We start from the raw sequence: 22,514 nt of genomic DNA on the forward strand, positions 1-22,514 counted from the left end.
CAGCACCAATTGCCTTGTACGAGACGGAGTGGCAACGGATGCAGCACGCGATGGGGTCGCCGCTGCCGCAGCCCCACCAGCCGGGGCAGCCGCCGCACGCCGGCTGGGCGGCGGCCGCACACCACCCGGGCGCGCACCCGCACCCGGGCGCCTCCCACGGACCCGCCCCCGTGCCCCCGGTGCCGGGCTTCCCGGCCCCGGCCGGCGGGCCCGTCCCTCCGGCACCCGGGCAGCCCCCGGCGCCCCAGCCCCCCGTCACGCAGCCGCCGGTCGCACCGCCCTCGGTCACGCCACCCCCGGTGGCACCGCCCCCGGCGGTGCAGCACGCGCCCGCCGCGGCGCCGCCGGACGCCACCGGTCATGTGCCGCTGCCGCCCGGCGGCCCGGTCGGCGTGCCCATGGCGCCCCCGGCCCAGGCCGCGCTGCCCGACGCGACGGCCACCACGCTGGCCGTGCTGCTGATCGGCCCGGCGGGCGCCGGCAAGACCAGCGTCGCCAAGTACTGGGCGGACCACCGGCGCGTCCCCACGGCCCACATCAGCCTGGACGACGTCCGCGAATGGGTCCGCTCGGGCTTCGCCGACCCCCAGTCCGGGTGGAACGACAACTCCGAGGCCCAGTACCGCCTGGCCCGCCGCACCTGCGGCTTCGCCGCGCGGAACTTCCTGGCCAACGGCATCTCCTGCATCCTGGACGACGCGGTCTTCCCGGACCGCCCGGTGGTCGGCCTCGGCGGCTGGAAGCGGCACGTGGGCCCCGGCCTGCTGCCGGTCGTCCTGCTGCCGGGCCTGGACATCGTCCTGGAGCGCAACGCCGAGCGCACCGGCAACCGCCGCCTCACCGACGAGGAGGTGGCCCGCATCCACGGCCGTATGGCGGGCTGGTACGGCTCGGGCCTGCCGATCATCGACAACTCCCAGCTCGATGTCCCCGGCACGGCGAAGGTCCTGGACGACGTCCTGGCCAGAGCCATAGCAAGCCCTCCGAACTGGTGACTTCCGCCCCAAACCCCACTCGGACCCACCCAACCGGCAGAAGTCGGTCAAAACTCCTACGCTCATCTCATGTCAGAGGTGTACGCGAACCGCCGATCCCGGCTGAGGGACCACGTCACCGCGGCCGGCACCGCGGCGGCGCTCATCACCCGCCCCGCCAATGTGCGCTACCTCGCGGCCGCGGCTCCGCGGGGCGCCGCCCTGCTCCTCGGCAGACATGAGGATCTCCTCGTGTGCGCGGGTCCGCCCGAGGACCGTCCCTACGAGGGCAGGCCGGACGAACACCTGCGGCTGCACACCGTGCCCACGGGCGGCGACGCCGCCGTCGCGGCGGCCGGCCTGGCCGCGGGGCAGGGCGGCGACTCGCTGGCGGTGGAGGAGCACCACCTCACCGTGGCGCGGCACCGAGCCCTCTCCTCGGTGGCCCCGAGGGTCCGCCTGACCGACCTCGGCGCCGCCGTGGAACAGCTCCGGGTCGTCAAGGACGAGGAGGAGATCTCCTGCCTCCGCATCGGCGCCGAGATCGCCGACCAGGCCCTCGGCGAGCTGCTGGAGTCCATCCTGGTGGGCCGCACCGAACGGCATCTCGCGCTGGAGCTGGAGCGCCGGCTGGTCGACCACGGCGCCGACGGCCCGGCCTTCCCCACCTCCGTGGCCGCCGGCCCGCACTCCGGCCGCCGTGGTCACCGGCCCACCGACCGGCGGGTGGAGGAGGGCGACTTCCTCTCGGTCTGCCTCGGCGCCACCTACCGCGGCTACCGCTGCGAGATCGGCCGCACCTTCGTGATCGGCACCTCGCCCGCCGACTGGCAGATCCAGCTCTACGACCTCGTCTTCGCCGCTCAGCGGGCCGGACGCGAGGCGCTGGCCCCCGGCGCCGCCTACCGTGACGTGGACCGTGCGGCACGCCAGGTACTGGACTCCGCGGGCTATGCGGAAGCACTGCCACCGCTGACCGGACACGGGGTCGGACTCGAAATCGACGAGGACCCGCAGTTGGCGCCCTCCGCAATGGGTAAACTGGACGCTTGCGTGCCGGTCACCGTCGAACCGGGGGTCCACCTCCCGGGCCGGGGCGGTGTCCGGATCGATGACACGCTCGTCGTACGCCCCGAGGCGGACGGCGGACCCGAGCTACTCACCATCACGACCAAGGAGCTGCTCGCGCTGTAGGAGTGCGTGCGCCGGGGTCGTCCACGTCAGTCCAGGAGATTCCGCAACCGTGGCTTCCACGAACGACCTCAAGAACGGCATGGTGCTCAAGCTCGAAGGCGGCCAGCTCTGGTCCGTCGTCGAGTTCCAGCACGTCAAGCCCGGCAAGGGCCCGGCCTTCGTGCGCACCAAGCTCAAGAACGTGCTGTCCGGCAAGGTCGTCGACAAGACCTTCAACGCTGGCGTCAAGGTCGAGACGGCCACCGTCGACAAGCGGACCATGCAGTTCTCGTACATGGACGGCGACTACTTCGTCTTCATGGACATGGACACCTACGACCAGCTGATGGTCGACCGCAAGTCTGTCGGCGACGCCGCCAACTTCCTGATCGAGGGCTTCGAGGCCACCGTCGCCCAGCACGAGGGCGAGGTGCTCTTCGTCGAGCTGCCGGCCGCCGTCGAGCTGACGGTCGCCGAGACCGAGCCCGGCCTCCAGGGCGACCGGTCCACCGGTGGCACCAAGCCCGCCACGCTGGAGACCGGCCACCAGATCCAGGTCCCGCTCTTCATCACCACCGGTGAGAAGATCAAGGTCGACACCCGCACGAGCGACTACCTCGGCCGGGTGAACAGCTAACCGTGGCTGCCCGCAACACGGCCCGCAAGCGTGCCTTCCAGATCCTCTTCGAGGGCGACCAGCGCGGCGCCGACGTCCTGACGGTCCTCGCCGACTGGGTCCGGCTGTCCCGGACCGACACCCGGCAGCCGCCGGTCAGCGAGTACACGATGCAGCTGGTCGAGGGCTACGCCGGGCGCGCCAAGCGGATCGACGAGCTGATCGCCCAGTACGCGGTCGGCTGGACGCTCGACCGGATGCCCGTCGTGGACCGCAACATTCTGCGGCTGGGCGCGTACGAGCTGATCTGGGTCGACGAGACCCCGGACGCCGTCGTGCTGGACGAGATGGTGCAGCTGGCGAAGGAGTTCTCGACCGACGAGTCGCCCGCGTTCGTCAACGGCCTGCTGGGCCGGCTGAAGGAGCTCAAGCCGTCCCTGCGCCGCGACCAGGCCTGAACAGCCGTTACGGCGGCGCCGGAGGGCCCGCAGCACGCCTGTGCTGCGGGCCCTCCGGCGCATCCCTGCGACGACCGTGAAAACGCCGCCGGGGTGGCCGGAACCATAAGGTTCCGGCCACCCCGGCGGCACGTTTCTGCTGGCCCCGCTGGAGCGGTTACGCCTCTTCGTGGGTGGCCACGGCGCGGCGCGCGTCCGCGTCCAGGACGCCCCAGCTGATCAGCTGCTCGGTGAGGACCGAGGGCGACTGGTCGTAGATGACGGCGAGTGTGCGCAGGTCGTCCTGGCGGATCGACAGCACCTTGCCGTTGTAGTCACCGCGCTGGGACTGGATCGTGGCCGCGTACCGCTGCAAGGGGCCCGCCTTCTCGGCCGGCACGGTGGCCAGCCGCTCCAGGTCCAGGACCAGCTTCGGCGGCGGCTCGGCGGCGCCGCCCGGCGTGGTGCCCGGCAGGAGCTCCTGCACCGGAACGCCATAGAAATCGGCCAGCTCGGCAAGGCGCTGCACGGTCACGGCGCGGTCGCCGCGCTCGTACGAACCGACCACGACGGCCTTCCAGCGACCCTGGGACTTCTCCTCGACACCGTGGAGGGAAAGGCCCTGCTGGGTGCGGATGGCACGGAGCTTGGCCCCGAGCTGTTTGGCGTATTCGCTGGACATATAGCTCCCCGGACACTGTGTCGACGCGGCCGGCTGTTTTCCCGCCGCGCGGCTGGTAACTCACTGTGAGGTTACGCAGCGTGACTCTTCTGCGTCAAGCCGAATGGTCCACACCGACTCTTCCGTGGTAGTGACCACCGATTAGGCCAAGGGGGTGATCGGAGGCCTCCCGGGGACCTGATACGGTGGATGGCGCAATTCCGACGTCCTTTAAGGTCCGTCCCGTGAGGCGGAGAAGGAGGTCCGTTTCGTATGGACAAGCACGACCCGTATGCGCATCCGCAGGCGTCCGATGCCCGGCCCGTTCTCGAAGGCCCCGACATCGCACGTGTGCTGACCCGTATCGCCCACGAGATCGTCGAACGCGCCAAGGGCGCCGACGACGTGGTGCTCCTCGGCATCCCGACGCGCGGCGTCTTCCTCGCCCAGCGGCTCGCCGCCAAGCTGGAGCAGATCACCGACCGCAAGGTCCCCGTCGGCTCGCTCGACATCACGATGTACCGCGACGACCTGCGCATGCACCCGCCGCGCGCGCTCGCCCGCACCGAGATCCCCGGTGACGGCCTCGACGGCCGCCTGGTCGTCCTCGTCGACGACGTGCTCTTCTCCGGCCGCACCATCCGCGCCGCCCTGGACGCCCTGAACGACATCGGGCGCCCGCGCGCGGTGCAGCTCGCGGTCCTGGTCGACCGCGGCCACCGGGAACTGCCGATCCGCGCCGACTACGTCGGCAAGAACCTCCCCACGTCGCTGCGGGAGACGGTCAAGGTCCAGCTCGCCGAGGAGGACGGTCGCGACACCGTGCTGCTCGGTGTCAAGCCGGCCGACCAGTAGCAACTCAGGCGCACGGCTCGCTCCGGCCTGCCGACACGCGCCCGGGTTTGCCCGAATCCTCCCGTTTGAATCGCCTTACGGAGCCTGACAGATGCAGCGTCATCTCATCTCGGCCGCCGACCTCACCCGCGACGACGCCGTCCTGATCCTCGACACCGCCGAGGAGATGGCCCGGGTCGCCGACCGGCCGATCAAGAAGCTGCCGACCCTGCGCGGCCGCACCATCGTCAACCTCTTCTTCGAGGACTCCACGCGCACGCGTATCTCCTTCGAAGCCGCCGAGAAGCGCCTCTCCGCGGACGTCATCAACTTCTCCGCCAAGGGCTCCAGCGTGTCCAAGGGCGAGTCCCTGAAGGACACCGCCCAGACGCTGGAGGCCATGGGCGTCGACGCCGTCGTCATCCGGCACGGCGCCTCCGGAGCGCCCTACCGCCTGGCGAACTCCGGCTGGATCGACGCCGCCGTCATCAACGCCGGCGACGGCACCCACCAGCACCCCACCCAGGCCCTGCTGGACGCGTTCACCATGCGCCGCCGGCTGATCGGCCGGGACGCCGGGCTCGGCCAGGACCTCGCCGGCAAGCGGATCACCATCGTCGGCGACGTCCTGCACAGCCGGGTCGCCCGCTCCAACGTGGACCTGCTGCACACCCTCGGCGCCGAGGTCACCCTGGTCGCACCGCCCACCCTGGTGCCGGTCGGCGTCGAGACCTGGCCGTGCGAGGTGTCGTACGACCTCGACAGCGCGCTGCCGAAGTCGGACGCGGTGATGATGCTCCGGGTCCAGCGCGAGCGCATGAACGCCGCCTTCTTCCCGACCGAGCGCGAGTACTCGCGGCGCTACGGCCTCGACGGCGACCGCATGGCGAAGATGCCCGAGCACGCCATCGTGATGCACCCCGGCCCGATGGTGCGCGGCATGGAGATCACCGCCGAGGTCGCCGACTCCGAGCGCTGCACCGTCGTCGAGCAGGTCGCCAACGGTGTCTCCATCCGGATGGCCGTGCTGTACCTGCTGCTCGGCGGAAACGAGCCCGCCCAGACCCGCACTGAGGAGAAGTAAGACCCATGAGCAAGATCCTGATCCGTGGTGCGAAGGTGCTCGGCGGCGAGCCGCAGGACGTGCTGATCGACGGCGAGGTCATCGAGGCGGTCGGCACGGGCCTGTCCGCCGACGGCGCCGAGGTGGTCGAGGCCGGCGGCAAGGTGCTGCTGCCGGGCCTGGTCGACCTGCACACCCATCTGCGCGAGCCGGGCCGCGAGGACTCCGAGACGGTCCTCACCGGCACCCGCGCGGCCGCCGGTGGCGGCTACACCGCCGTGTTCGCCATGGCCAACACCTTCCCCGTCGCCGACACCGCCGGTGTCGTGGAGCAGGTCTGGCGGCTCGGCAGGGAGCACGGCTACTGCGACGTCCAGCCCATCGGTGCCGTCACCGTCGGCCTGGAGGGCCGGAAGCTCGCCGAGCTGGGTGCCATGCACGAGTCGGCCGCGGGCGTGACCGTCTTCTCCGACGACGGCAAGTGCGTCGACGACGCCGTGATCATGCGCCGTGCGCTGGAGTACGTGAAGGCCTTCGGCGGTGTCGTCGCCCAGCACGCGCAGGAGCCGCGGCTGACCGAGGGCGCCCAGATGAACGAGGGCATCGTCTCCGCCGAGCTGGGCCTGGGCGGCTGGCCGGCCGTCGCCGAGGAGTCGATCATCGCGCGGGACGTGCTGCTCGCCGAGCACGTCGGCTCCCGCGTCCACATCTGCCACCTGTCGACCGCGGGCTCGGTGGAGATCGTCCGCTGGGCCAAGTCCCGCGGCATCCAGGTCACCGCCGAGGTCACCCCGCACCACCTGCTCCTCACCGACGAGCTGGTGCGCACGTACAACCCGGTCTACAAGGTCAACCCGCCGCTGCGCACCGAGCGCGACGTCATGGCCCTGCGCGAGGCGCTCGCGGACGGCACGATCGACATCGTCGCCACCGACCACGCCCCGCACCCGCACGAGGACAAGGACTGCGAGTGGGCCGCCGCCGCCATGGGCATGGTCGGCCTGGAGACCGCGTTGTCAGTGGTCCAGGAGACCATGGTCGACACGGGCCTGCTGGACTGGGCCGGCGTCGCCGACCGGATGTCCGTCAAGCCCGCGCAGATCGGACAGGCCACCGGGCACGGCCGTCCCGTCTCGGCAGGTGAGCCCGCCAACCTCACCCTCGTCGACACGGCATACCGTGGCCAGGTGGACCCCGCGGGCTTCGCCTCGCGCAGCCGCAACACCCCGTACGAGGGCCGCGAGCTGCCGGGCCGTGTGACGCACACGTGGCTGCGGGGCAAGGCCACGCTCGTCGACGGGAAGCTCACGTGACACCAGTAATCCTGCTGGCCGAGGCCAAGCGGTCGGCCGAGGTCACCGACTGGCCGGCCCGCATCGGCTGGCTCGTCGGACTCCTGCTCTTCGTCGCGCTCGTCTACTGGCTGATGCGCGAGGGCTGGAAGTGGCGCGGCACGCTCCAGGGCGACCTGCCGGCGCTGCCCGGCGCGCCGCAGCAGACCGGTCCGGCGAAACTGAAGCTGAGCGGCCGCTACCACGGCTCCACCACCGCAGGACAGTGGCTGGACCGGATCGTGGCCCACGGCCTCGGCACCCGCAGCCGGGTCGAGCTGACCCTGACCGATCAAGGCCTGGAGGTCGAGCGTCCCGGAGCGACCGACTTCTTCGTCCCCACCGCCGCGCTGCGCGGCGCCCGCCTCGACAAGGGCATCGCCGGCAAGGTCCTCACCGAGGGCGGCCTGCTGGTGGTGACCTGGGCCCACGGCGACAAGCTGATCGACTCCGGGTTCCGCTCCGACCACGCGGCCGAGCACACCGAGTGGGCCGACACCCTGAACCACATGATCAACGACACGGAAGGCGCACGATGACGACCTCCACCAGGGGAGCCGCCAGGGTTCCCGCCGTTCTCGTCCTGGAGGACGGCCGCCTCTTCCGCGGCCGCGCCTACGGGGCCGTGGGGGAGACCTTCGGCGAGGCCGTGTTCTCCACCGGCATGACCGGCTACCAGGAGACCCTCACCGACCCGTCGTACGACCGCCAGATCGTCGTCGCGACCGCCCCGCAGATCGGCAACACGGGCTGGAACGACGAGGACGACGAGTCGAGCCGCATCTGGGTCTCCGGCTATGTCGTGCGCGACCCCGCGCGCGTGCCGTCCAACTGGCGCGCCAAGCGCTCCCTCGACGACGAGCTGGAGCGGCAGGGCGTGGTCGGCATCTCCGGCATCGACACCCGCGCCCTCACCCGCCACCTGCGCGAGCGCGGCTCCATGCGCGCCGGCATCTTCTCCGGCGAGGCGATCGCGGCCGAGTCCGAGCTGCTCGCCCGGGTGCAGGCCCAGCCGCACATGAAGGGCGCGAGCCTGTACGAGGAGGTCGCGACCAAGGAGGCGTACGTCGTCCCCGCGATCGGCACCAAGAAGTTCACCGTCGCCGCGATCGACCTCGGCATCAAGGGCATGACCCCGCAGCGCATGGCCGAGCGCGGCATCGAGGTGCACGTGCTGCCCGCGACCGCCACGGCCGACGACATCTACGCCGTCAACCCGGACGGTGTGTTCTTCTCCAACGGCCCCGGCGACCCGGCGACCGCCGACGGCCCGGTGGCCCTCATGACCGCCGTCCTGGAGCGGAAGACGCCGCTGTTCGGCATCTGCTTCGGCAACCAGATCCTCGGCCGCGCGCTCGGCTTCGGCACCTACAAGCTGAAGTACGGCCACCGGGGCATCAACCAGCCGGTCCAGGACCGTACGACCGGCAAGGTCGAGGTCACCGCGCACAACCACGGCTTCGCCGTGGACGCGCCGCTCGACCAGGTCAGCGAGACGAAGTTCGGCCGCGCCGAGGTCTCGCACGTCTGCCTGAACGACAACGTCGTGGAGGGGCTCCAGCTGCTCGACCAGCCCGCCTTCTCCGTCCAGTACCACCCCGAAGCGGCCGCCGGTCCGCACGACGCCGCCTACCTGTTCGACCGCTTCGTCTCCCTGATGGAGGGCCAGCGTGCCTAAGCGCACCGATATCCAGTCCGTCCTGGTCATCGGCTCCGGCCCGATCGTCATCGGCCAGGCCGCCGAGTTCGACTACTCCGGCACCCAGGCGTGCCGCGTGCTCAGGGCCGAAGGCCTGCGCGTCATCCTCGTCAACTCCAACCCGGCGACGATCATGACCGACCCGGAGATCGCCGACGCCACCTACGTCGAGCCGATCACCCCCGAGTTCGTCGAGAAGATCATCGCCAAGGAGCGCCCCGACGCCCTGCTGCCCACCCTGGGCGGTCAGACGGCCCTGAACACCGCGATCTCGCTGCACGAGAACGGCGTCCTGGCCAAGTACGGCGTGGAGCTGATCGGCGCCAAGCCCGAGGCGATCCACAAGGGCGAGGACCGCGACCTGTTCAAGGAGGTCGTGGAGGAGGTCCGCAAGAAGATCGGGCACGGCGAGTCCGCCCGCTCGGTCATCTGCCACACCATGGACGACGTCCTCAAGGGCGTCGAGACCCTCGGCGGCTACCCGGTCGTCGTCCGCCCGTCCTTCACCATGGGCGGCGCCGGCTCCGGCTTCGCGCACGACGAGGAGGAGCTGCGTCGCATCGCCGGCCAGGGCCTCACGCTCTCCCCGACCACCGAGGTGCTCCTGGAGGAGTCCATCCTCGGCTGGAAGGAGTACGAGCTGGAGCTGATGCGCGACAAGCACGACAACGTCGTGGTCGTCTGCTCCATCGAGAACTTCGACCCGATGGGCGTGCACACCGGTGACTCGATCACCGTCGCGCCCGCGATGACGCTGACCGACCGCGAGTACCAGATCCTGCGGGACGTCGGCATCGCCGTGATCCGCGAGGTCGGCGTCGACACCGGCGGCTGCAACATCCAGTTCGCGGTGAATCCCGAGGACGGTCGTGTGATCGTCATCGAGATGAACCCGCGCGTGTCCCGCTCCTCGGCGCTCGCCTCCAAGGCGACCGGCTTCCCGATCGCCAAGATCGCCGCCAAGCTGGCCGTCGGCTACACCCTGGACGAGATCCCCAACGACATCACGCAGGAGACCCCGGCCTCCTTCGAGCCCACGCTCGACTACGTGGTCGTCAAGGCCCCGCGCTTCGCCTTCGAGAAGTTCCCGCAGGCCGACTCCACGCTGACCACCACCATGAAGTCGGTCGGCGAGGCCATGGCCATCGGCCGCAACTTCCCCGAGGCCTTCCAGAAGGCGCTGCGCTCGCTGGAGAAGAAGGGCAGCCAGTTCACCTTCGTCGGCGACCCCGGCGACAAGGACACGCTGCTGCGCGAGGCCGTACGGCCCACCGACGGCCGGATCAACACGGTCATGCAGGCCATCCGGGCGGGCGCCACGCCGGAGGAGATCTTCGACTACACGAAGATCGACCCCTGGTTCGTGGACCAGCTCTTCCTGATCAAGGAGATCGCCGACGAGCTGGCCGAGGCGCCCGAGCTGACGCGCGAACTGCTCGCCGAGGCCAAGCGGCACGGCTTCTCCGACCAGCAGATCGGCGAGATCCGCGGCCTGCGCGAGGACGTCGTCCGCGAGGTCCGGCACGCGCTCGGCATCCGCCCGGTCTACAAGACGGTCGACACCTGCGCCGCCGAGTTCGCCGCGAAGACGCCGTACTTCTACTCGGCCTACGACGAGGAGTCGGAGGTGGCGTCCCGCGAGAAGCCGGCCGTCATCATCCTGGGCTCCGGCCCGAACCGCATCGGCCAGGGCATCGAGTTCGACTACTCCTGCGTCCACGCCTCCTTCGCGCTGTCCGACGCCGGGTACGAGACCGTGATGGTCAACTGCAACCCGGAGACCGTCTCCACGGACTACGACACCTCCGACCGCCTGTACTTCGAGCCGCTGACGCTGGAAGACGTGCTGGAGATCGTCCACGCGGAGCAGCAGGCGGGCCCGGTCGCGGGCGTCGTCGTCCAGCTCGGCGGCCAGACCCCGCTGGGTCTCGCGCAGGCCCTGAAGGACAACGGCGTGCCGATCGTCGGCACCTCCCCGGAGGCCATCCACGCCGCCGAGGACCGCGGTGCCTTCGGCCGGGTCCTCGCCGAGGCCGGTCTGCCCGCCCCGAAGCACGGCACGGCCACCACCTTCGCCGAGGCCAAGGCCATCGCCGACGAGATCGGCTACCCGGTCCTGGTCCGGCCGTCGTACGTCCTCGGCGGGCGCGGTATGGAGATCGTCTACGACGAGACCCGCCTGGCCAGCTACATCGCCGAGTCGACCGAGATCAGCCCGTCCCGGCCGGTCCTCGTCGACCGCTTCCTGGACGACGCGATCGAGATCGACGTCGACGCGCTCTACGACGGCGAGGAGCTGTACCTCGGCGGTGTCATGGAGCACATCGAGGAGGCCGGCATCCACTCCGGCGACTCGGCGTGCGCCCTGCCCCCGATCACCCTCGGCGGCTTCGACGTCAAGCGGCTGCGCGCCTCCACGGAGGCCATCGCCAAGGGCGTCGGCGTGCGCGGCCTGATCAACATCCAGTTCGCGATGGCCGGCGACATCCTCTACGTGCTGGAGGCGAACCCGCGCGCCTCCCGTACGGTCCCCTTCACCTCGAAGGCGACCGCGGTGCCGCTCGCCAAGGCCGCCGCCCGGATCTCGCTGGGCGCGACCATCGCCGAGCTGCGCGCGGAGGGGCTGCTGCCCAAGCACGGCGACGGCGGCGAGCTGCCGCTGGACGCGCCGATCTCCGTCAAGGAGGCCGTCATGCCCTGGTCGCGCTTCCGCGACATCCAGGGCCGCGGCGTGGACACCGTCCTCGGCCCGGAGATGCGCTCCACCGGCGAGGTCATGGGCATCGACTCGGTCTTCGGCACGGCGTACGCCAAGTCGCAGGCGGGTGCCTACGGCCCGCTGCCCACCAAGGGCCGCGCGTTCATCTCGGTCGCCAACCGGGACAAGCGCTCGATGATCTTCCCGGCGCGCGAGCTGGTCGCCCATGGCTTCGAGCTGCTCGCCACCTCCGGCACCGCCGAGGTCCTCAAGCGCAACGGCATCAACGCCTCCGTCGTGCGCAAGCAGTCCGAGGGCACCGGCCCGAACGGCGAGAAGACCATCGTCCAGCTCATCCACGACGGCGAGGTCGACCTCATCGTCAACACCCCGTACGGCACCGGCGGCCGCCTCGACGGCTACGACATCCGTACGGCGGCCGTGGCCCGCTCGGTCCCGTGTCTGACGACCGTCCAGGCCCTCGCCGCGGCCGTCCAGGGCATCGACGCCCTCAACCGTGGCGAGGTGGGCGTCCGCTCGCTCCAGGAACACGCGGAACACCTGACCGCGGCCCGCGACTAGCAGCCCTTGAGGGGGACACCGGAAACGGTGTCCCCCTCTTCATGAGGCTTCATGAGGACACGTACATGTACAAGCTTTTCTTCCGTCTGGTCTTCACCCGGATGGACCCGGAGCAGGCGCATCACCTCGCGTTCCGCTGGATCCGCCTCGCCGCCCGCATCCCCGGCTTGCGCACCTTCGTCGCGGCCGCCCTCGCGCCCCGGTACAAGGAGCTGCGCACCGAGGCCTTCGGGCTGCGCATGCACGGCCCCTTCGGCCTCGCGGCCGGCTTCGACAAGAACGCCGTCGCGATCGACGGGATGTCGATGCTCGGCTTCGACCATGTCGAGATCGGCACGGTCACCGGCGAGCCGCAGCCCGGCAACCCGCCCAAGCGGCTGTTCCGGCTCGTGAAGGACCGCGCGCTCATCAACCGCATGGGCTTCAACAACGACGGCTCGCTCGCCGTGGCGGCCCGCCTGGCGACCCGGCAGCCCGTCTTCCGGACCGTCGTCGGCGTGAACATCGGCAAGACCAAGGTCGTCCCGGAGGCCGAGGCCGTCGCGGACTACGTGAAGTCCGCCGAGCGGCTCGCGCCGTACGCCGACTACCTGGTCGTCAACGTCTCCTCGCCGAACACCCCCGGCCTGCGCAACCTCCAGGCCGTCGACCACCTGCGGCCGCTGCTGACCGCCGTCCGCGAGGCCGCCGACCGCATGGTGGCGGACCGGCACGTCCCGCTCCTGGTGAAGATCGCCCCCGATCTCGCCGACGAGGACGTCGACGCCGTCGCCGACCTGGCCGTGGAGCTGGGCCTGGACGGCATCATCGCCACCAACACCACCATCGCGCGCGAGGGCCTCGGCCTTCAGTCCCCGCCCGCGCTGGTGCAGGAGACCGGCGGGCTGTCCGGCGCCCCGCTCAAGGCGCGCTCCCTGGAGGTGCTGCGCCGCCTGTACGCGCGCGTGGGCGACCGGATCACCCTGGTGGGCGTGGGCGGCATCGAGACCGCCGAGGACGCCTGGCAGCGCATCCTGGCCGGTGCCACGCTGGTCCAGGGCTACAGCGCCTTCATCTACCAGGGGCCGTTCTGGTCCCGGGCGCTCCACAAGGGCCTCGCGGCCCGTCTGCGCACCAGCCCCTACGCCACTCTCGCCGACGCGGTCGGCGCCGATGTGAGGAAGCCCGTATGACTGTTCTCGAGCCCTTCGGCGCCCGGCTGCGCCGTGCCATGGACGAGCGCGGCCCGCTGTGCGTCGGCATCGACCCGCACGCCTCCCTGCTCGCCGAGTGGGGCCTGAACGACGACGTGGCGGGCCTGGAGCGGTTCAGCCGCACGGTCGTGGAGGCCATGGCCGACCGGGTGGCGGTCCTGAAGCCGCAGAGCGCCTTCTTCGAGCGGTTCGGCTCCCGCGGCCTCGCCGTCCTGGAGAAGTCGGTCCAGGAGGCGCGCGCGGCCGGTGCCCTGGTCGTGATGGACGCCAAGCGCGGCGACATCGGCTCCACCATGGCGGCCTACGCCGAGGCGTTCCTGCACAAGGACGCCCCGCTGTTCTCCGACGCGCTGACCGTCTCGCCGTACCTCGGTTACGGCTCGCTCAGCCCGGCCGTCGCACTGGCCCGGGAGAGCGGGGCGGGCCTGTTCGTGCTGGCGCTGACCTCGAACCCGGAGGGCGGCGAGGTGCAGCACGCGGTGCGCGCCGACGGCCGGACGGTCGGGGCGACCATGCTGGCCCACCTGGCGGCCGAGAACGCGGGCGAGAAGCCGCTGGGCTCCTTCGGCGCGGTGGTCGGCGCCACGCTCGGCGACCTCTCCTCGTACGACCTCGCCGTCAACGGCCCGCTCCTCGCGCCCGGCATCGGAGCCCAGGGCGCGACCCCGGCGGATCTTCCGCGGGTCTTCGGGGCGGCCGTGCGCAACGTGGTGCCGAACGTCAGCCGGGGTGTGCTGCGGCACGGTCCCGACGCCGGGGCGCTGCGCGGGGCGGCCGAGCGGTTCGCGCAGGAGATCCAGGCGGCCGTGGCGGGTGCCTGACCCCCCGTGCGGGGTCTCCCGGCGGGCGGCGCGGTGACGAGTTCCGTGTGAATACATCTTCAAAACCGGGGCATTATGTCCCAAATGTCCGGCCTGACGGAGGCTGACCAGGACTTTTCCGCTGTTCTCGCTGACTCTGGCGAACTTGCCCGCTAGTCTCCGAGCAGTGGGGATACCTCCCACGCCCTTCAGGCAGTGGGGGAGAACGGGTGAAGCGTGTTGCTCGTGGCTCCCCAGGTGTGGGGCGACTAGGTTCCTCACCGGTCCGTATCCGACAGTTCGACATCCGAGGTGACGTAGGCGTGGCTCTTCCGCCCCTTACCCCTGAACAGCGCGCAGCCGCGCTCGAAAAGGCCGCCGCGGCTCGCCGGGAGCGGGCCGAGGTCAAGAATCGACTCAAGCACTCCGGCGCCTCCCTGCACGAGGTCATCAAGCAGGGCCAGGAGAACGACGTCATCGGCAAGATGAAGGTCTCCGCCCTGCTGGAGTCCCTGCCGGGCGTGGGCAAGGTCCGCGCCAAGCAGATCATGGAGCGTCTGGGGATCTCCGAGAGCCGCCGTGTGCGCGGTCTCGGTTCCAACCAGATCGCCTCCCTGGAGCGTGAGTTCGGCAGCACCGGCTCCTGAGTCCGGCCGCTGTCGGACCAGGAGTCCCGGGCACCCCGGGATTGCTGGAATAATCGCTGCATGAGTGAACGTCCGCGGCTGACCGTGCTCTCCGGCCCCTCCGGGGTCGGCAAGAGCACGGTCGTCGCCCATATGCGCAAGGAACACCCCGAGGTCTGGCTCTCGGTGTCGGCGACGACCCGCAAGCCGCGCCCTGGTGAGCAGCACGGAGTCCACTACTTCTTCGTGACCGACGACGAGATGGACAAGCTGATCGCCAACGGCGAGCTGCTGGAGTGGGCCGAGTTCGCCGGCAACCGGTACGGCACGCCCCGCGCGGCCGTGCAGGAGCGGCTGGAGAACGGCGAGCCCGTGCTGCTGGAGATCGATCTCCAGGGCGCCCGGCAGGTTCGTGCCTCCATGGCCGACGCCCAGCTGGTGTTCCTCGCTCCGCCCTCCTGGGAGGAGCTGGTGCGCAGGCTGACCGGCCGGGGGACCGAGTCGCCCGAGGTCATCGAGCGCCGCCTGGCGGCGGCCCGGACCGAGCTGGCGGCCGAGCCGGAGTTCGACGAGACCTTGGTGAACACCTCCGTCGAGGACGTGGCCCGCGAGCTGCTAGCCTTGATGGATGTTGTCTGATCACGAGTGTGTGATCAGAAATGATCTTTTCCCACCCATCGGAAGGTAGAGCGTGTCCTCTTCCATCACCGCGCCCGAGGGCATCATCAACCCGCCGATCGACGAGCTTCTCGAGGCCACCGACTCGAAGTACAGCCTCGTGATCTACGCGGCCAAGCGTGCCCGCCAGATCAACGCGTACTACTCGCAGCTCGGCGAGGGCCTCCTCGAGTACGTCGGTCCGCTCGTCGACACCCACGTGCACGAGAAGCCGCTCTCGATCGCCCTGCGTGAGATCAACGCGGGTCTGCTGACGTCCGAGGCCATCGAGGGTCCGGCGCAGTAGTACTTTCAGACTGCGATTGACTTATCCACAGGCCCGGCAGTCACGCTGCCGGGCCTGTGGTGTGTCATTGGTGTTGCAGGGTTCCGAGTCCGGGGAGTGAGCGTGGACAAGCCCAAGGTCGTGCTGGGAGTCAGCGGTGGCATCGCCGCCTACAAGGCGTGCGAGCTGCTGAGAAGGCTGACGGAGTCGGGTCATGACGTCCGCGTGGTGCCCACCGCCTCCGCGCTGCACTTCGTCGGCGCCGCCACCTGGTCCGCCCTGTCCGGCAACCCCGTCTCCACCGAGGTCTGGGACAGCGTCCACGAGGTCCCGCACGTCCGCATCGGCCAGCACGCCGACCTGGTGGTGGTCGCCCCGGCGACGGCCGACATGCTCGCCAAGGCCGCCCACGGCCTCGCCGACGACCTGCTCACCAACACCCTGCTCACCGCCCGCTGCCCGGTCGTCTTCGCCCCGGCGATGCACACCGAGATGTGGGAGCACCCGGCCACCCAGGAGAACGTGGCGACCCTGCGCCGGCGCGGCGCCGTCGTCATCGAGCCCGCCGTCGGCCGCCTCACCGGCGTCGACACCGGCAAGGGCCGGCTGCCCGACCCGGCCGAGATCTTCGAGGTCTGCCGCCGGGTGCTGGCCCGCGGTGTCACCGAGCCCGACCTGAAGGGCCGCCATGTGGTCGTCTCGGCGGGCGGCACCCGTGAGCCCCTGGACCCGGTGCGCTTCCTCGGCAACCGCTCCTCCGGCAAGCAGGGCTACGCCCTCGCCCGCACCGCCGCGGCCCGGGGTGCCCGGGTGACGCTGGTCGCGGCCAACACCGCGCTGCCCGACCCGGCCGGTGTGGACGTGGTCACGGTCGGCACCGCCGTACAGCTGCGCGAGGCGGTCCTGAAGGCCGCGGCGGACGCCGACGCCGTCGTCATGGCCGCCGCCGTGGCCGACTTCCGTCCGGCCGTCTACGCGGCCGGCAAGATCAAGAAGCGGGACGGCCAGGAGCCCGACCCGATCGTCCTGGTGCGAAATCCAGACATTCTCGCGGAGCTGTCCGCCGAGCGGGCCCGCCCCGGACAGGTGATCGTCGGCTTCGCCGCGGAGACCGACGACGTCCTCGCCAACGGCCGCGCCAAGCTCGCCCGCAAGGGTTGCGACCTGCTCGTGGTCAACGAGGTCGGCGAGCGCAAGACCTTTGGTTCCGAGGAGAACGAGGCCGTCGTACTGGGTGCGGACGGCAGCGACACGCCGGTGCCGCACGGGCCCAAGGAGGCCCTGGCCGAGACCGTCTGGGACCTGGTCGCAGCGCGGCTCGGCTGACCCCGCGGCGGCCCCGCCCACCGGACGGAGCAGTGACAAGGCCGCCTGAAATTGATCGTGGCGGCCCTGGCCAAGGCCGCCCGGCGTTGGGCAGAATGCCCCGTGCCGCAGGTCACAGCGCTTCCGAGAGGCGAGACAGTGACCCATCGGCCGAGCGTGACCGATAAACTGTTCACGGTCGGCGCCGGGCGCAGCCCCGCGCACCGACCGTAAATGATCAGCCAGCAGCCGCTGCAACCCCAGGGAGCGTTGTGTCCCGTCGCCTGTTCACCTCGGAGTCCGTGACCGAAGGTCACCCCGACAAGATCGCTGACCAGATCAGCGACACCATTCTCGACGCGCTTCTGCGAGAGGACCCGACCTCCCGGGTCGCCGTGGAGACGCTGATCACCACCGGCCTGGTGCACGTGGCAGGTGAGGTGACGACCAAGGCGTACGCGGACATCGCGAGCCTGGTCCGCAACAAGATCCTGGAGATCGGCTACGACTCCTCCAAGAAGGGCTTCGACGGCGCCTCCTGTGGCGTGTCGGTGTCGATCGGCGCGCAGTCCCCGGACATCGCGCAGGGTGTGGACGCGGCGTACGAGGCCCGGGTCGAGGGCGACGACGACGAGCTGGACCGGCAGGGCGCCGGCGACCAGGGCCTGATGTTCGGCTACGCGTCCGACGAGACGCCCACCCTGATGCCGCTGCCGATCTTCCTGGCGCACCGGCTGTCCAAGCGCCTCTCCGAGGTCCGCAAGAACGGCACGATCCCCTACCTGCGCCCGGACGGCAAGACGCAGGTCACCATCGAGTACGACGGCGACAAGGCCGTCCGCCTCGACACCGTGGTCGTCTCCTCGCAGCACGCCAGCGACATCGACCTCGAGTCGCTGCTGGCGCCCGACATCCGCGAGTTCGTCGTGGAGCCGGAGCTGAAGGCGCTGCTGGAGGACGGCATCAAGCTGGACACCGAGGGCTACCGCCTGCTGGTCAACCCCACCGGCCGGTTCGAGATCGGCGGCCCGATGGGTGACGCGGGCCTGACCGGCCGCAAGATCATCATCGACACCTACGGCGGCATGGCCCGCCACGGTGGCGGCGCCTTCTCCGGCAAGGACCCGTCCAAGGTGGACCGCTCGGCCGCCTACGCCATGCGCTGGGTCGCCAAGAACGTCGTGGCCGCGGGCCTGGCCTCGCGCTGCGAGGTGCAGGTGGCGTACGCGATCGGCAAGGCCGAGCCGGTGGGTCTCTTCGTGGAGACCTTCGGCACCCACAAGATCGAGACCGACAAGATCGAGAAGGCCATCGACGAGGTCTTCGACCTCCGCCCGGCCGCGATCATCCGCGACCTCGACCTGCTCCGCCCGATCTACTCCCAGACGGCGGCCTACGGCCACTTCGGCCGCGAGCTGCCCGAGTTCACCTGGGAGCGCACGGACCGCGTGGACGCGCTGCGCGCCGCGGCCGGCCTGTAGTCCCGCCCGCCTGTCCGCCGAGGCCCGGCTTCCCCTCTCGGGAGCCGGGCCTCGGCGTGTCCGCGGGCGGCCGGTGTTGTCAGTCCCGTTTGGTAAGAATGCAAGCGTGAGCAGCGAGGACGGGGTGCACCCGGGAGACGGGGACGGCGCGGGCGAGGCAGCGCCGGCGGAGCAGCTCGCCCTCATCCGGGAGAGCGTGCGCACGGCGAAGACCCCGCGTGCCAAGCCGCGGACCTGGCGGGGCGCCGCGCTGGCGGAGCGCCTGCCGGTGGCCCGGGTGCTCGTGGACAAGGGCGTGCTGCACCTCGACCGGTACTTCGACTACGCCGTCCCCGCCGAGCTGGACGAGCAGGCGCAGCCCGGTGTGCGGGTGCGGGTGCGCTTCGGGGCCGGGCGGGGCCGGGTGCGCGAGGGCCGCCGGGAGGGCGGGGGGCTCATCGACGGCTTCCTTGTCGAGCGGCTCGCCCACTCCGACTACTCCGGACCACTGGCCGCGCTGGCCCAGGTGGTGTCACCGGAGCCGGTGCTGAGCGAGGAGCTGCTGGGGCTCGCCCGGGCCGTCGCCGACCGGTACGCGGGCAGCCTCGCCGACGTCCTCCAGCTGGCCGTGCCGCCCCGCAGCGCGCGCGCCGAGCAGCGGCCGTCCCCGGAGCCCCTGCCGCCGCCGCCCGCGCCCGACACGGGCTCCTGGGCGCGGTACGAGCGCGGCGGGGCCTTCCTGGAGGCGCTGGCCTCCGGCGGGGCGCCCCGGGCCGTGTGGCATGCGCTGCCCGGGCCGTCCTGGAGCGAGGAGATCGCCCGGGCCGTCGCCGCCACCCTCGCCTCGGGGCGCGGCGCGCTCGTCGTCGTACCGGACGGACGGGCCGCCGGGCGGGTCGACGCGGCCCTCACCGCGCTGCTGGGCCCCGGCCGGCACGCGCTGCTCACCGCCGACGCCGGGCCCGAGAAGCGGTATGCGCAGTGGCTCGCGGTGCGGCGCGGGGCCGTCCGGGCGGTCGTGGGGACCCGGGCGGCGATGTTCGCGCCGGTGCGCGATCTCGGCCTGGTCGCCATCTGGGACGACGGGGACGACAGCCACAGCGAGCCGCACGCCCCGCAGCCGCACGCCCGGGATGTGCTGCTGCTGCGCGCCGCGCTGGACAAGTGCGGTTTCCTGCTGGGCGGTTGGAGCTGCACCGTGGAGGCCGCCCAGCTGGTCGAGACCGGCTGGGCACGGCCGCTGGTGGCCGGGCGGGAACAGGTGCGGCGGACCGCGCCGCTGGTGCGGACCGTGGGCGACGAGGACCTCGCCCGGGACGAGGCGGCCCGTGCCGCCCGGCTGCCCACCCTCGCCTGGCAGGCGGCCCGCGAGGGGCTGCGGCACGGGCCGGTGCTGGTCCAGGTGCCCCGGCGCGGCTACACCCCCCGGATGGCCTGCGACCGGTGCCGGGCGCCCGCGCGCTGCCGGCACTGCTCCGGGCCGCTGGAGGGGCAGGACGCGGGGGTGCTGCGCTGCGGCTGGTGCGGGCAGCCGGAGAGCGCCTGGCACTGCCCGGAGTGCGGAGGCTTCCGGCTGCGCGCCCAGATCGTGGGGGCGCGGCGGACCGCCGAGGAACTGGGGCGCGCCTTCCCCGCCGTACCGGTGCGCACCTCGGGCCGCGAGCATGTGCTGGACACCGTGCCGGGCGCGCCCGCGCTGGTCGTGAGCACCCCGGGCGCCGAGCCGGTGGCCGAGGGCGGCTACGCGGCGGCCCTGCTGCTGGACGGCTGGGCCATGCTCACCCGGCCCGATCTGCGCGCCGGGGAGGACGCGCTGCGCCGGTGGATCGCGGCCGGAGCGCTGGTGCGGCCGCAGAGCGAAGGGGGGACCGTGGTCGTGGTGGCCGAGCCGACGCTGCGGCCGGTGCAGGCGCTCGTGCGGTGGGATCCCGTCGGGCACGCGGTGCGGGAGCTGGCCGAGCGGGCCGAGCTGGGCTTCCCGCCGGTGTCGCGGATGGCGGCCGTGTCCGGGGTGCCCACGGCCGTCGCCGAGTTCCTTGGCGCGGTGCAACTGCCCGCGGACGCGGAGGTGTTGGGACCGGTGCCGGTGCCGCCCACGCTGCCGGGGCGGGCGCGCAGACCCGGCGCGCCGCCGCCCGGCGAACACTGGGAGCGGGCGCTGGTGCGGGTGCCGCCGGGCAGCGGTGCCGCGCTGGCCGCCGCCCTGAAGACCGCGCAGGCCGCCCGCATGGCGCGGGGGAGCGGTGAGGCGGTGCGGGTGCGGATCGATCCGCCGGACATCGGCTGACCTCGGCCGACGGCCGTCCGTGGGCCCTCCCGGGAGGGTTCGGGGGCTCTCGGGAGGGCGGTCGGCGGGGCGTCAGCCGTTGCGCGGGCCGGGGAAGGCCGTCGGCCGGGCGTCGTCGCGCAGCGTCGGGCTGCCCGCCGTTGGCTGGGTCGGCATGGAGCGGGCCGCGGGGACCGTCGGCAGACCGGCGCCCACGTTGAGCGTGCGGGTGCCGGTCGGCTCGGGTGACCGCTCGGCCTCGGCGGCGGCCTGGGCGGCGGCGCGGCGGGCGCCGTACCGGCGGTGCACCGCCTGCTTGGTGACGCCGAGCGCCGAGCCCACCGCGTCCCACGAGAAGCCGAGCGAGCGGTCGAAGTCGACGGCGGCCGTGACCAGGGTCTCGACGCTGTCGCGGAGTTCCTGGGCGAGACGCACCGTCGGGGCGGGGGCGCGTCCGTAGACGACGAAGCCCGTGGACGGGCCGGAGCGGCGCGGGCGGTAGACATTGCCCAACTGGGCGGTGAGCGTGCGCAGTGCGTCCACCTGGCGGCGGACACGCTCGATGTCCCGCACCAGCAAGTGCAGGCTGGCCCGGGCCTGGGCGTCGTGGGTGGCGTGGTCGGCCATGAACAAGCCTCTCGAACCGGCGTTGAAAGGAATTGGGCCGCGCGAGGGCCCGAAGTGGTCAACTCTCTCTTGACCAACGCGTGGGCGCTCCGCTGGTCACGGGCTGGGGGCGTATGGGCATATGCGTACGCCGGTCGTCCGGGCGCGCGCCGTGCGTGCTCGCGGTGTCCGTTCCCTGCGGGGGTCGCCGGCCCTCGGCGGCTGCGCGTCGGTGGCCATAGACTGGTGCGCTGCCCGGTCCAACCCCCGCCCGAGAGGCCCGATCCCGCCCATGAAGCTCGTCTTCGCCGGTACCCCCGAGGTCGCCGTTCCCGCCCTGGACGCCCTGATCGCCTCCGGGCGGCACGAGGTGGCCGCCGTCGTCACCCGGCCCGACGCGCCGGCCGGGCGCGGGCGCAGGCTGGTCGCGTCGCCCGTGGCCGACCGGGCGGAGGAGGCCGGGATCGAGGTGCTGAAGCCGGTCCGGCCGCGGGACCCGGAGTTCCTGGCCCGGCTCACCGAGATCGCCCCCGACTGCTGCCCGGTCGTGGCCTACGGCGCACTGCTGCCCCGCGTCGCCCTGGACATCCCCGCCCACGGCTGGGTCAACCTGCACTTCTCGCTGCTGCCCGCCTGGCGCGGGGCGGCGCCGGTGCAGCACTCCATCATGGCGGGCGACGAGATCACCGGCGCCTCCACCTTCCTCATCGAGGAGGGCCTCGACTCCGGGCCGGTGTACGGCACGGTGACCGAGGCGATCCGGCCCACCGACACCAGCGGCGACCTGCTCACCCGGCTCGCCTTCGCCGGCGCCGGGCTGCTCGCCGCCACCATGGACGGCATCGAGGACGGCAGCCTGAAGGCCGTACCGCAGCCCGCCGAGGGCATCACCATGGCACCGAAGATCACGGTCGAGGACGCCCAGGTGGCCTGGGCGGCGCCCGCGCTGCGCGTCGACCGGGTGGTGCGCGGCTGCACCCCCGCGCCCGGCGCCTGGACCACCTTCCGCGGCGAGCGGCTCAAGCTCATCCAGGTCACCCCGGTGCCCGAGCGGACCGACCTGGCGCCGGGCGCGCTCGCGGTCGGCAAGAACAGCGTGCACGTGGGCACCGGGTCGTACGCCGTCGAGCTGCTGTGGGTGCAGGCCCAGGGCAAGAAGCCGATGCGCGCCGCCGACTGGGCGCGCGGGGTGCGCATCGCCGAGGGTGAGCGGCTCGGCGCCTGAGCACGGCCGCGGCGGCCCCGGG

The 22,514-nt window shown here is 72.0% G+C and carries 21 protein-coding genes; 19 read left to right on the plus strand and 2 right to left on the minus strand.

The window, feature by feature from the left end:
- Positions 1-38 precede the first annotated feature (38 nt).
- The 4 genes from ACWCV9_RS09185 to nusB all read left to right on the plus strand — a co-directional run bounded on the left by ACWCV9_RS09185 (position 39) and on the right by nusB (position 3,221).
- Positions 39-995 (plus strand): AAA family ATPase, encoded by a 957-nt coding sequence (locus ACWCV9_RS09185; RefSeq protein ID WP_450785104.1) that lies wholly within the window; start codon positions 39-41, stop codon positions 993-995.
- A gap of 69 nt (positions 996-1,064) precedes the next feature.
- Positions 1,065-2,168, plus strand: coding sequence for a M24 family metallopeptidase (locus ACWCV9_RS09190; protein ID WP_450785105.1), 1,104 nt, complete (start codon positions 1,065-1,067; stop codon positions 2,166-2,168).
- A gap of 49 nt (positions 2,169-2,217) precedes the next feature.
- On the plus strand, positions 2,218-2,784 hold the full coding sequence (efp, locus tag ACWCV9_RS09195) for an elongation factor P (RefSeq protein ID WP_450785107.1): 567 nt from the start codon (positions 2,218-2,220) through the stop codon (positions 2,782-2,784).
- A gap of 2 nt (positions 2,785-2,786) precedes the next feature.
- Positions 2,787-3,221: a transcription antitermination factor NusB gene (gene nusB / locus ACWCV9_RS09200; RefSeq protein WP_385844359.1), complete on the plus strand. Its 435-nt coding sequence runs from the start codon at positions 2,787-2,789 to the stop codon at positions 3,219-3,221.
- A 157-nt stretch (positions 3,222-3,378) separates the two neighbouring features.
- On the opposite strand, the gene bldD is transcribed toward nusB, so the two are convergent.
- Positions 3,379-3,882 carry a transcriptional regulator BldD gene (gene bldD / locus ACWCV9_RS09205; RefSeq protein WP_014671524.1) on the minus strand — a complete coding sequence of 168 codons (504 nt, stop codon included), beginning with the start codon at positions 3,880-3,882 and terminating at the stop codon, positions 3,379-3,381.
- A gap of 252 nt (positions 3,883-4,134) precedes the next feature.
- Here bldD and pyrR point away from each other — a divergent pair, with 252 nt between their 5' ends.
- The 14 genes from pyrR (at position 4,135) to ACWCV9_RS09275 (ending at position 20,682) form a co-directional block, all read left to right on the plus strand.
- Positions 4,135-4,716, plus strand: coding sequence for a bifunctional pyr operon transcriptional regulator/uracil phosphoribosyltransferase PyrR (gene pyrR / locus ACWCV9_RS09210; protein WP_385846612.1), 582 nt, complete (start codon positions 4,135-4,137; stop codon positions 4,714-4,716).
- Between the two features lie 91 nt (positions 4,717-4,807).
- A complete protein-coding gene (locus tag ACWCV9_RS09215) occupies positions 4,808-5,779 on the plus strand; it encodes an aspartate carbamoyltransferase catalytic subunit (protein ID WP_450785109.1) in 972 nt (323 codons plus the stop codon).
- A 5-nt stretch (positions 5,780-5,784) separates the two neighbouring features.
- A complete protein-coding gene (locus tag ACWCV9_RS09220) occupies positions 5,785-7,071 on the plus strand; it encodes a dihydroorotase (protein ID WP_450785110.1) in 1,287 nt (428 codons plus the stop codon).
- Positions 7,068-7,628, plus strand: coding sequence for a PH-like domain-containing protein (locus tag ACWCV9_RS09225; protein ID WP_385846615.1), 561 nt, complete (start codon positions 7,068-7,070; stop codon positions 7,626-7,628). The genes ACWCV9_RS09220 and ACWCV9_RS09225 overlap by 4 nt, the downstream gene beginning before the upstream one ends.
- The gene (gene carA / locus ACWCV9_RS09230) at positions 7,625-8,767 is read left to right on the plus strand and encodes a glutamine-hydrolyzing carbamoyl-phosphate synthase small subunit (protein WP_450785112.1); all 1,143 of its coding nucleotides are present in this window, start codon (positions 7,625-7,627) and stop codon (positions 8,765-8,767) included. Before ACWCV9_RS09225 ends, carA begins: the two co-directional genes overlap by 4 nt.
- Complete coding sequence (gene carB / locus ACWCV9_RS09235) at positions 8,760-12,068, plus strand: carbamoyl-phosphate synthase large subunit (RefSeq protein WP_450785114.1); 3,309 nt, start codon at positions 8,760-8,762, stop codon at positions 12,066-12,068. The genes carA and carB overlap by 8 nt, the downstream gene beginning before the upstream one ends.
- A gap of 65 nt (positions 12,069-12,133) precedes the next feature.
- The gene (locus ACWCV9_RS09240) at positions 12,134-13,240 is read left to right on the plus strand and encodes a quinone-dependent dihydroorotate dehydrogenase (RefSeq protein ID WP_450785116.1); all 1,107 of its coding nucleotides are present in this window, start codon (positions 12,134-12,136) and stop codon (positions 13,238-13,240) included.
- The gene (pyrF, locus tag ACWCV9_RS09245; protein ID WP_450785117.1) at positions 13,237-14,082 is read left to right on the plus strand and encodes an orotidine-5'-phosphate decarboxylase; all 846 of its coding nucleotides are present in this window, start codon (positions 13,237-13,239) and stop codon (positions 14,080-14,082) included. Before ACWCV9_RS09240 ends, pyrF begins: the two co-directional genes overlap by 4 nt.
- Before the next feature lie 302 nt (positions 14,083-14,384).
- On the plus strand, positions 14,385-14,708 hold the full coding sequence (locus ACWCV9_RS09250) for an integration host factor (RefSeq protein ID WP_003977346.1): 324 nt from the start codon (positions 14,385-14,387) through the stop codon (positions 14,706-14,708).
- Positions 14,709-14,768: 60 nt separating this feature from the next.
- Positions 14,769-15,326 (plus strand): guanylate kinase, encoded by a 558-nt coding sequence (gene gmk / locus ACWCV9_RS09255; protein ID WP_385846622.1) that lies wholly within the window; start codon positions 14,769-14,771, stop codon positions 15,324-15,326.
- Positions 15,327-15,378: 52 nt separating this feature from the next.
- Positions 15,379-15,651, plus strand: a complete 273-nt coding sequence (rpoZ, locus tag ACWCV9_RS09260) for a DNA-directed RNA polymerase subunit omega (protein ID WP_005319902.1) — start codon at positions 15,379-15,381, stop codon at positions 15,649-15,651.
- A 102-nt stretch (positions 15,652-15,753) separates the two neighbouring features.
- Positions 15,754-16,956 carry a bifunctional phosphopantothenoylcysteine decarboxylase/phosphopantothenate--cysteine ligase CoaBC gene (coaBC, locus tag ACWCV9_RS09265; RefSeq protein WP_450785119.1) on the plus strand — a complete coding sequence of 401 codons (1,203 nt, stop codon included), beginning with the start codon at positions 15,754-15,756 and terminating at the stop codon, positions 16,954-16,956.
- 251 nt (positions 16,957-17,207) lie between these two features.
- Positions 17,208-18,416 carry a methionine adenosyltransferase gene (metK, locus tag ACWCV9_RS09270; RefSeq protein WP_450785120.1) on the plus strand — a complete coding sequence of 403 codons (1,209 nt, stop codon included), beginning with the start codon at positions 17,208-17,210 and terminating at the stop codon, positions 18,414-18,416.
- A gap of 106 nt (positions 18,417-18,522) precedes the next feature.
- On the plus strand, positions 18,523-20,682 hold the full coding sequence (locus ACWCV9_RS09275; protein WP_450785122.1) for a primosomal protein N': 2,160 nt from the start codon (positions 18,523-18,525) through the stop codon (positions 20,680-20,682).
- Between the two features lie 72 nt (positions 20,683-20,754).
- Here the strand turns inward: ACWCV9_RS09275 and ACWCV9_RS09280 are convergent, their stop codons facing one another.
- Positions 20,755-21,288, minus strand: coding sequence for a hypothetical protein (locus ACWCV9_RS09280; RefSeq protein WP_385846629.1), 534 nt, complete (start codon positions 21,286-21,288; stop codon positions 20,755-20,757).
- 271 nt (positions 21,289-21,559) lie between these two features.
- Here ACWCV9_RS09280 and fmt point away from each other — a divergent pair, with 271 nt between their 5' ends.
- Positions 21,560-22,492: a methionyl-tRNA formyltransferase gene (gene fmt, locus ACWCV9_RS09285; protein ID WP_450785123.1), complete on the plus strand. Its 933-nt coding sequence runs from the start codon at positions 21,560-21,562 to the stop codon at positions 22,490-22,492.
- Positions 22,493-22,514: the final 22 nt, after the last annotated feature.

This window comes from Streptomyces sp. NPDC001606 (genome assembly GCF_053596835.1).

Bases quoted from the DNA above. Each gene is read 5' to 3' on its own strand.
- gmk (WP_385846622.1), top strand. From the start codon at position 14,769: ATGAGTGAACGTCCGCGGCTGACCGTGCTCTCCGGCCCCTCCGGGGTC.
- ACWCV9_RS09215 (WP_450785109.1), top strand. From the start codon at position 4,808: ATGCAGCGTCATCTCATCTCGGCCGCCGACCTCACCCGCGACGACGCC.
- fmt (WP_450785123.1), top strand. From the start codon at position 21,560: ATGAAGCTCGTCTTCGCCGGTACCCCCGAGGTCGCCGTTCCCGCCCTG.
- carA (WP_450785112.1), top strand. From the start codon at position 7,625: ATGACGACCTCCACCAGGGGAGCCGCCAGGGTTCCCGCCGTTCTCGTC.
- ACWCV9_RS09280 (WP_385846629.1), bottom strand. From the start codon at position 21,288: ATGGCCGACCACGCCACCCACGACGCCCAGGCCCGGGCCAGCCTGCAC.
- ACWCV9_RS09240 (WP_450785116.1), top strand. From the start codon at position 12,134: ATGTACAAGCTTTTCTTCCGTCTGGTCTTCACCCGGATGGACCCGGAG.
- bldD (WP_014671524.1), bottom strand. From the start codon at position 3,882: ATGTCCAGCGAATACGCCAAACAGCTCGGGGCCAAGCTCCGTGCCATC.
- pyrR (WP_385846612.1), top strand. From the start codon at position 4,135: ATGGACAAGCACGACCCGTATGCGCATCCGCAGGCGTCCGATGCCCGG.
- pyrF (WP_450785117.1), top strand. From the start codon at position 13,237: ATGACTGTTCTCGAGCCCTTCGGCGCCCGGCTGCGCCGTGCCATGGAC.
- ACWCV9_RS09220 (WP_450785110.1), top strand. From the start codon at position 5,785: ATGAGCAAGATCCTGATCCGTGGTGCGAAGGTGCTCGGCGGCGAGCCG.
- ACWCV9_RS09190 (WP_450785105.1), top strand. From the start codon at position 1,065: ATGTCAGAGGTGTACGCGAACCGCCGATCCCGGCTGAGGGACCACGTC.
- ACWCV9_RS09185 (WP_450785104.1), top strand. From the start codon at position 39: ATGCAGCACGCGATGGGGTCGCCGCTGCCGCAGCCCCACCAGCCGGGG.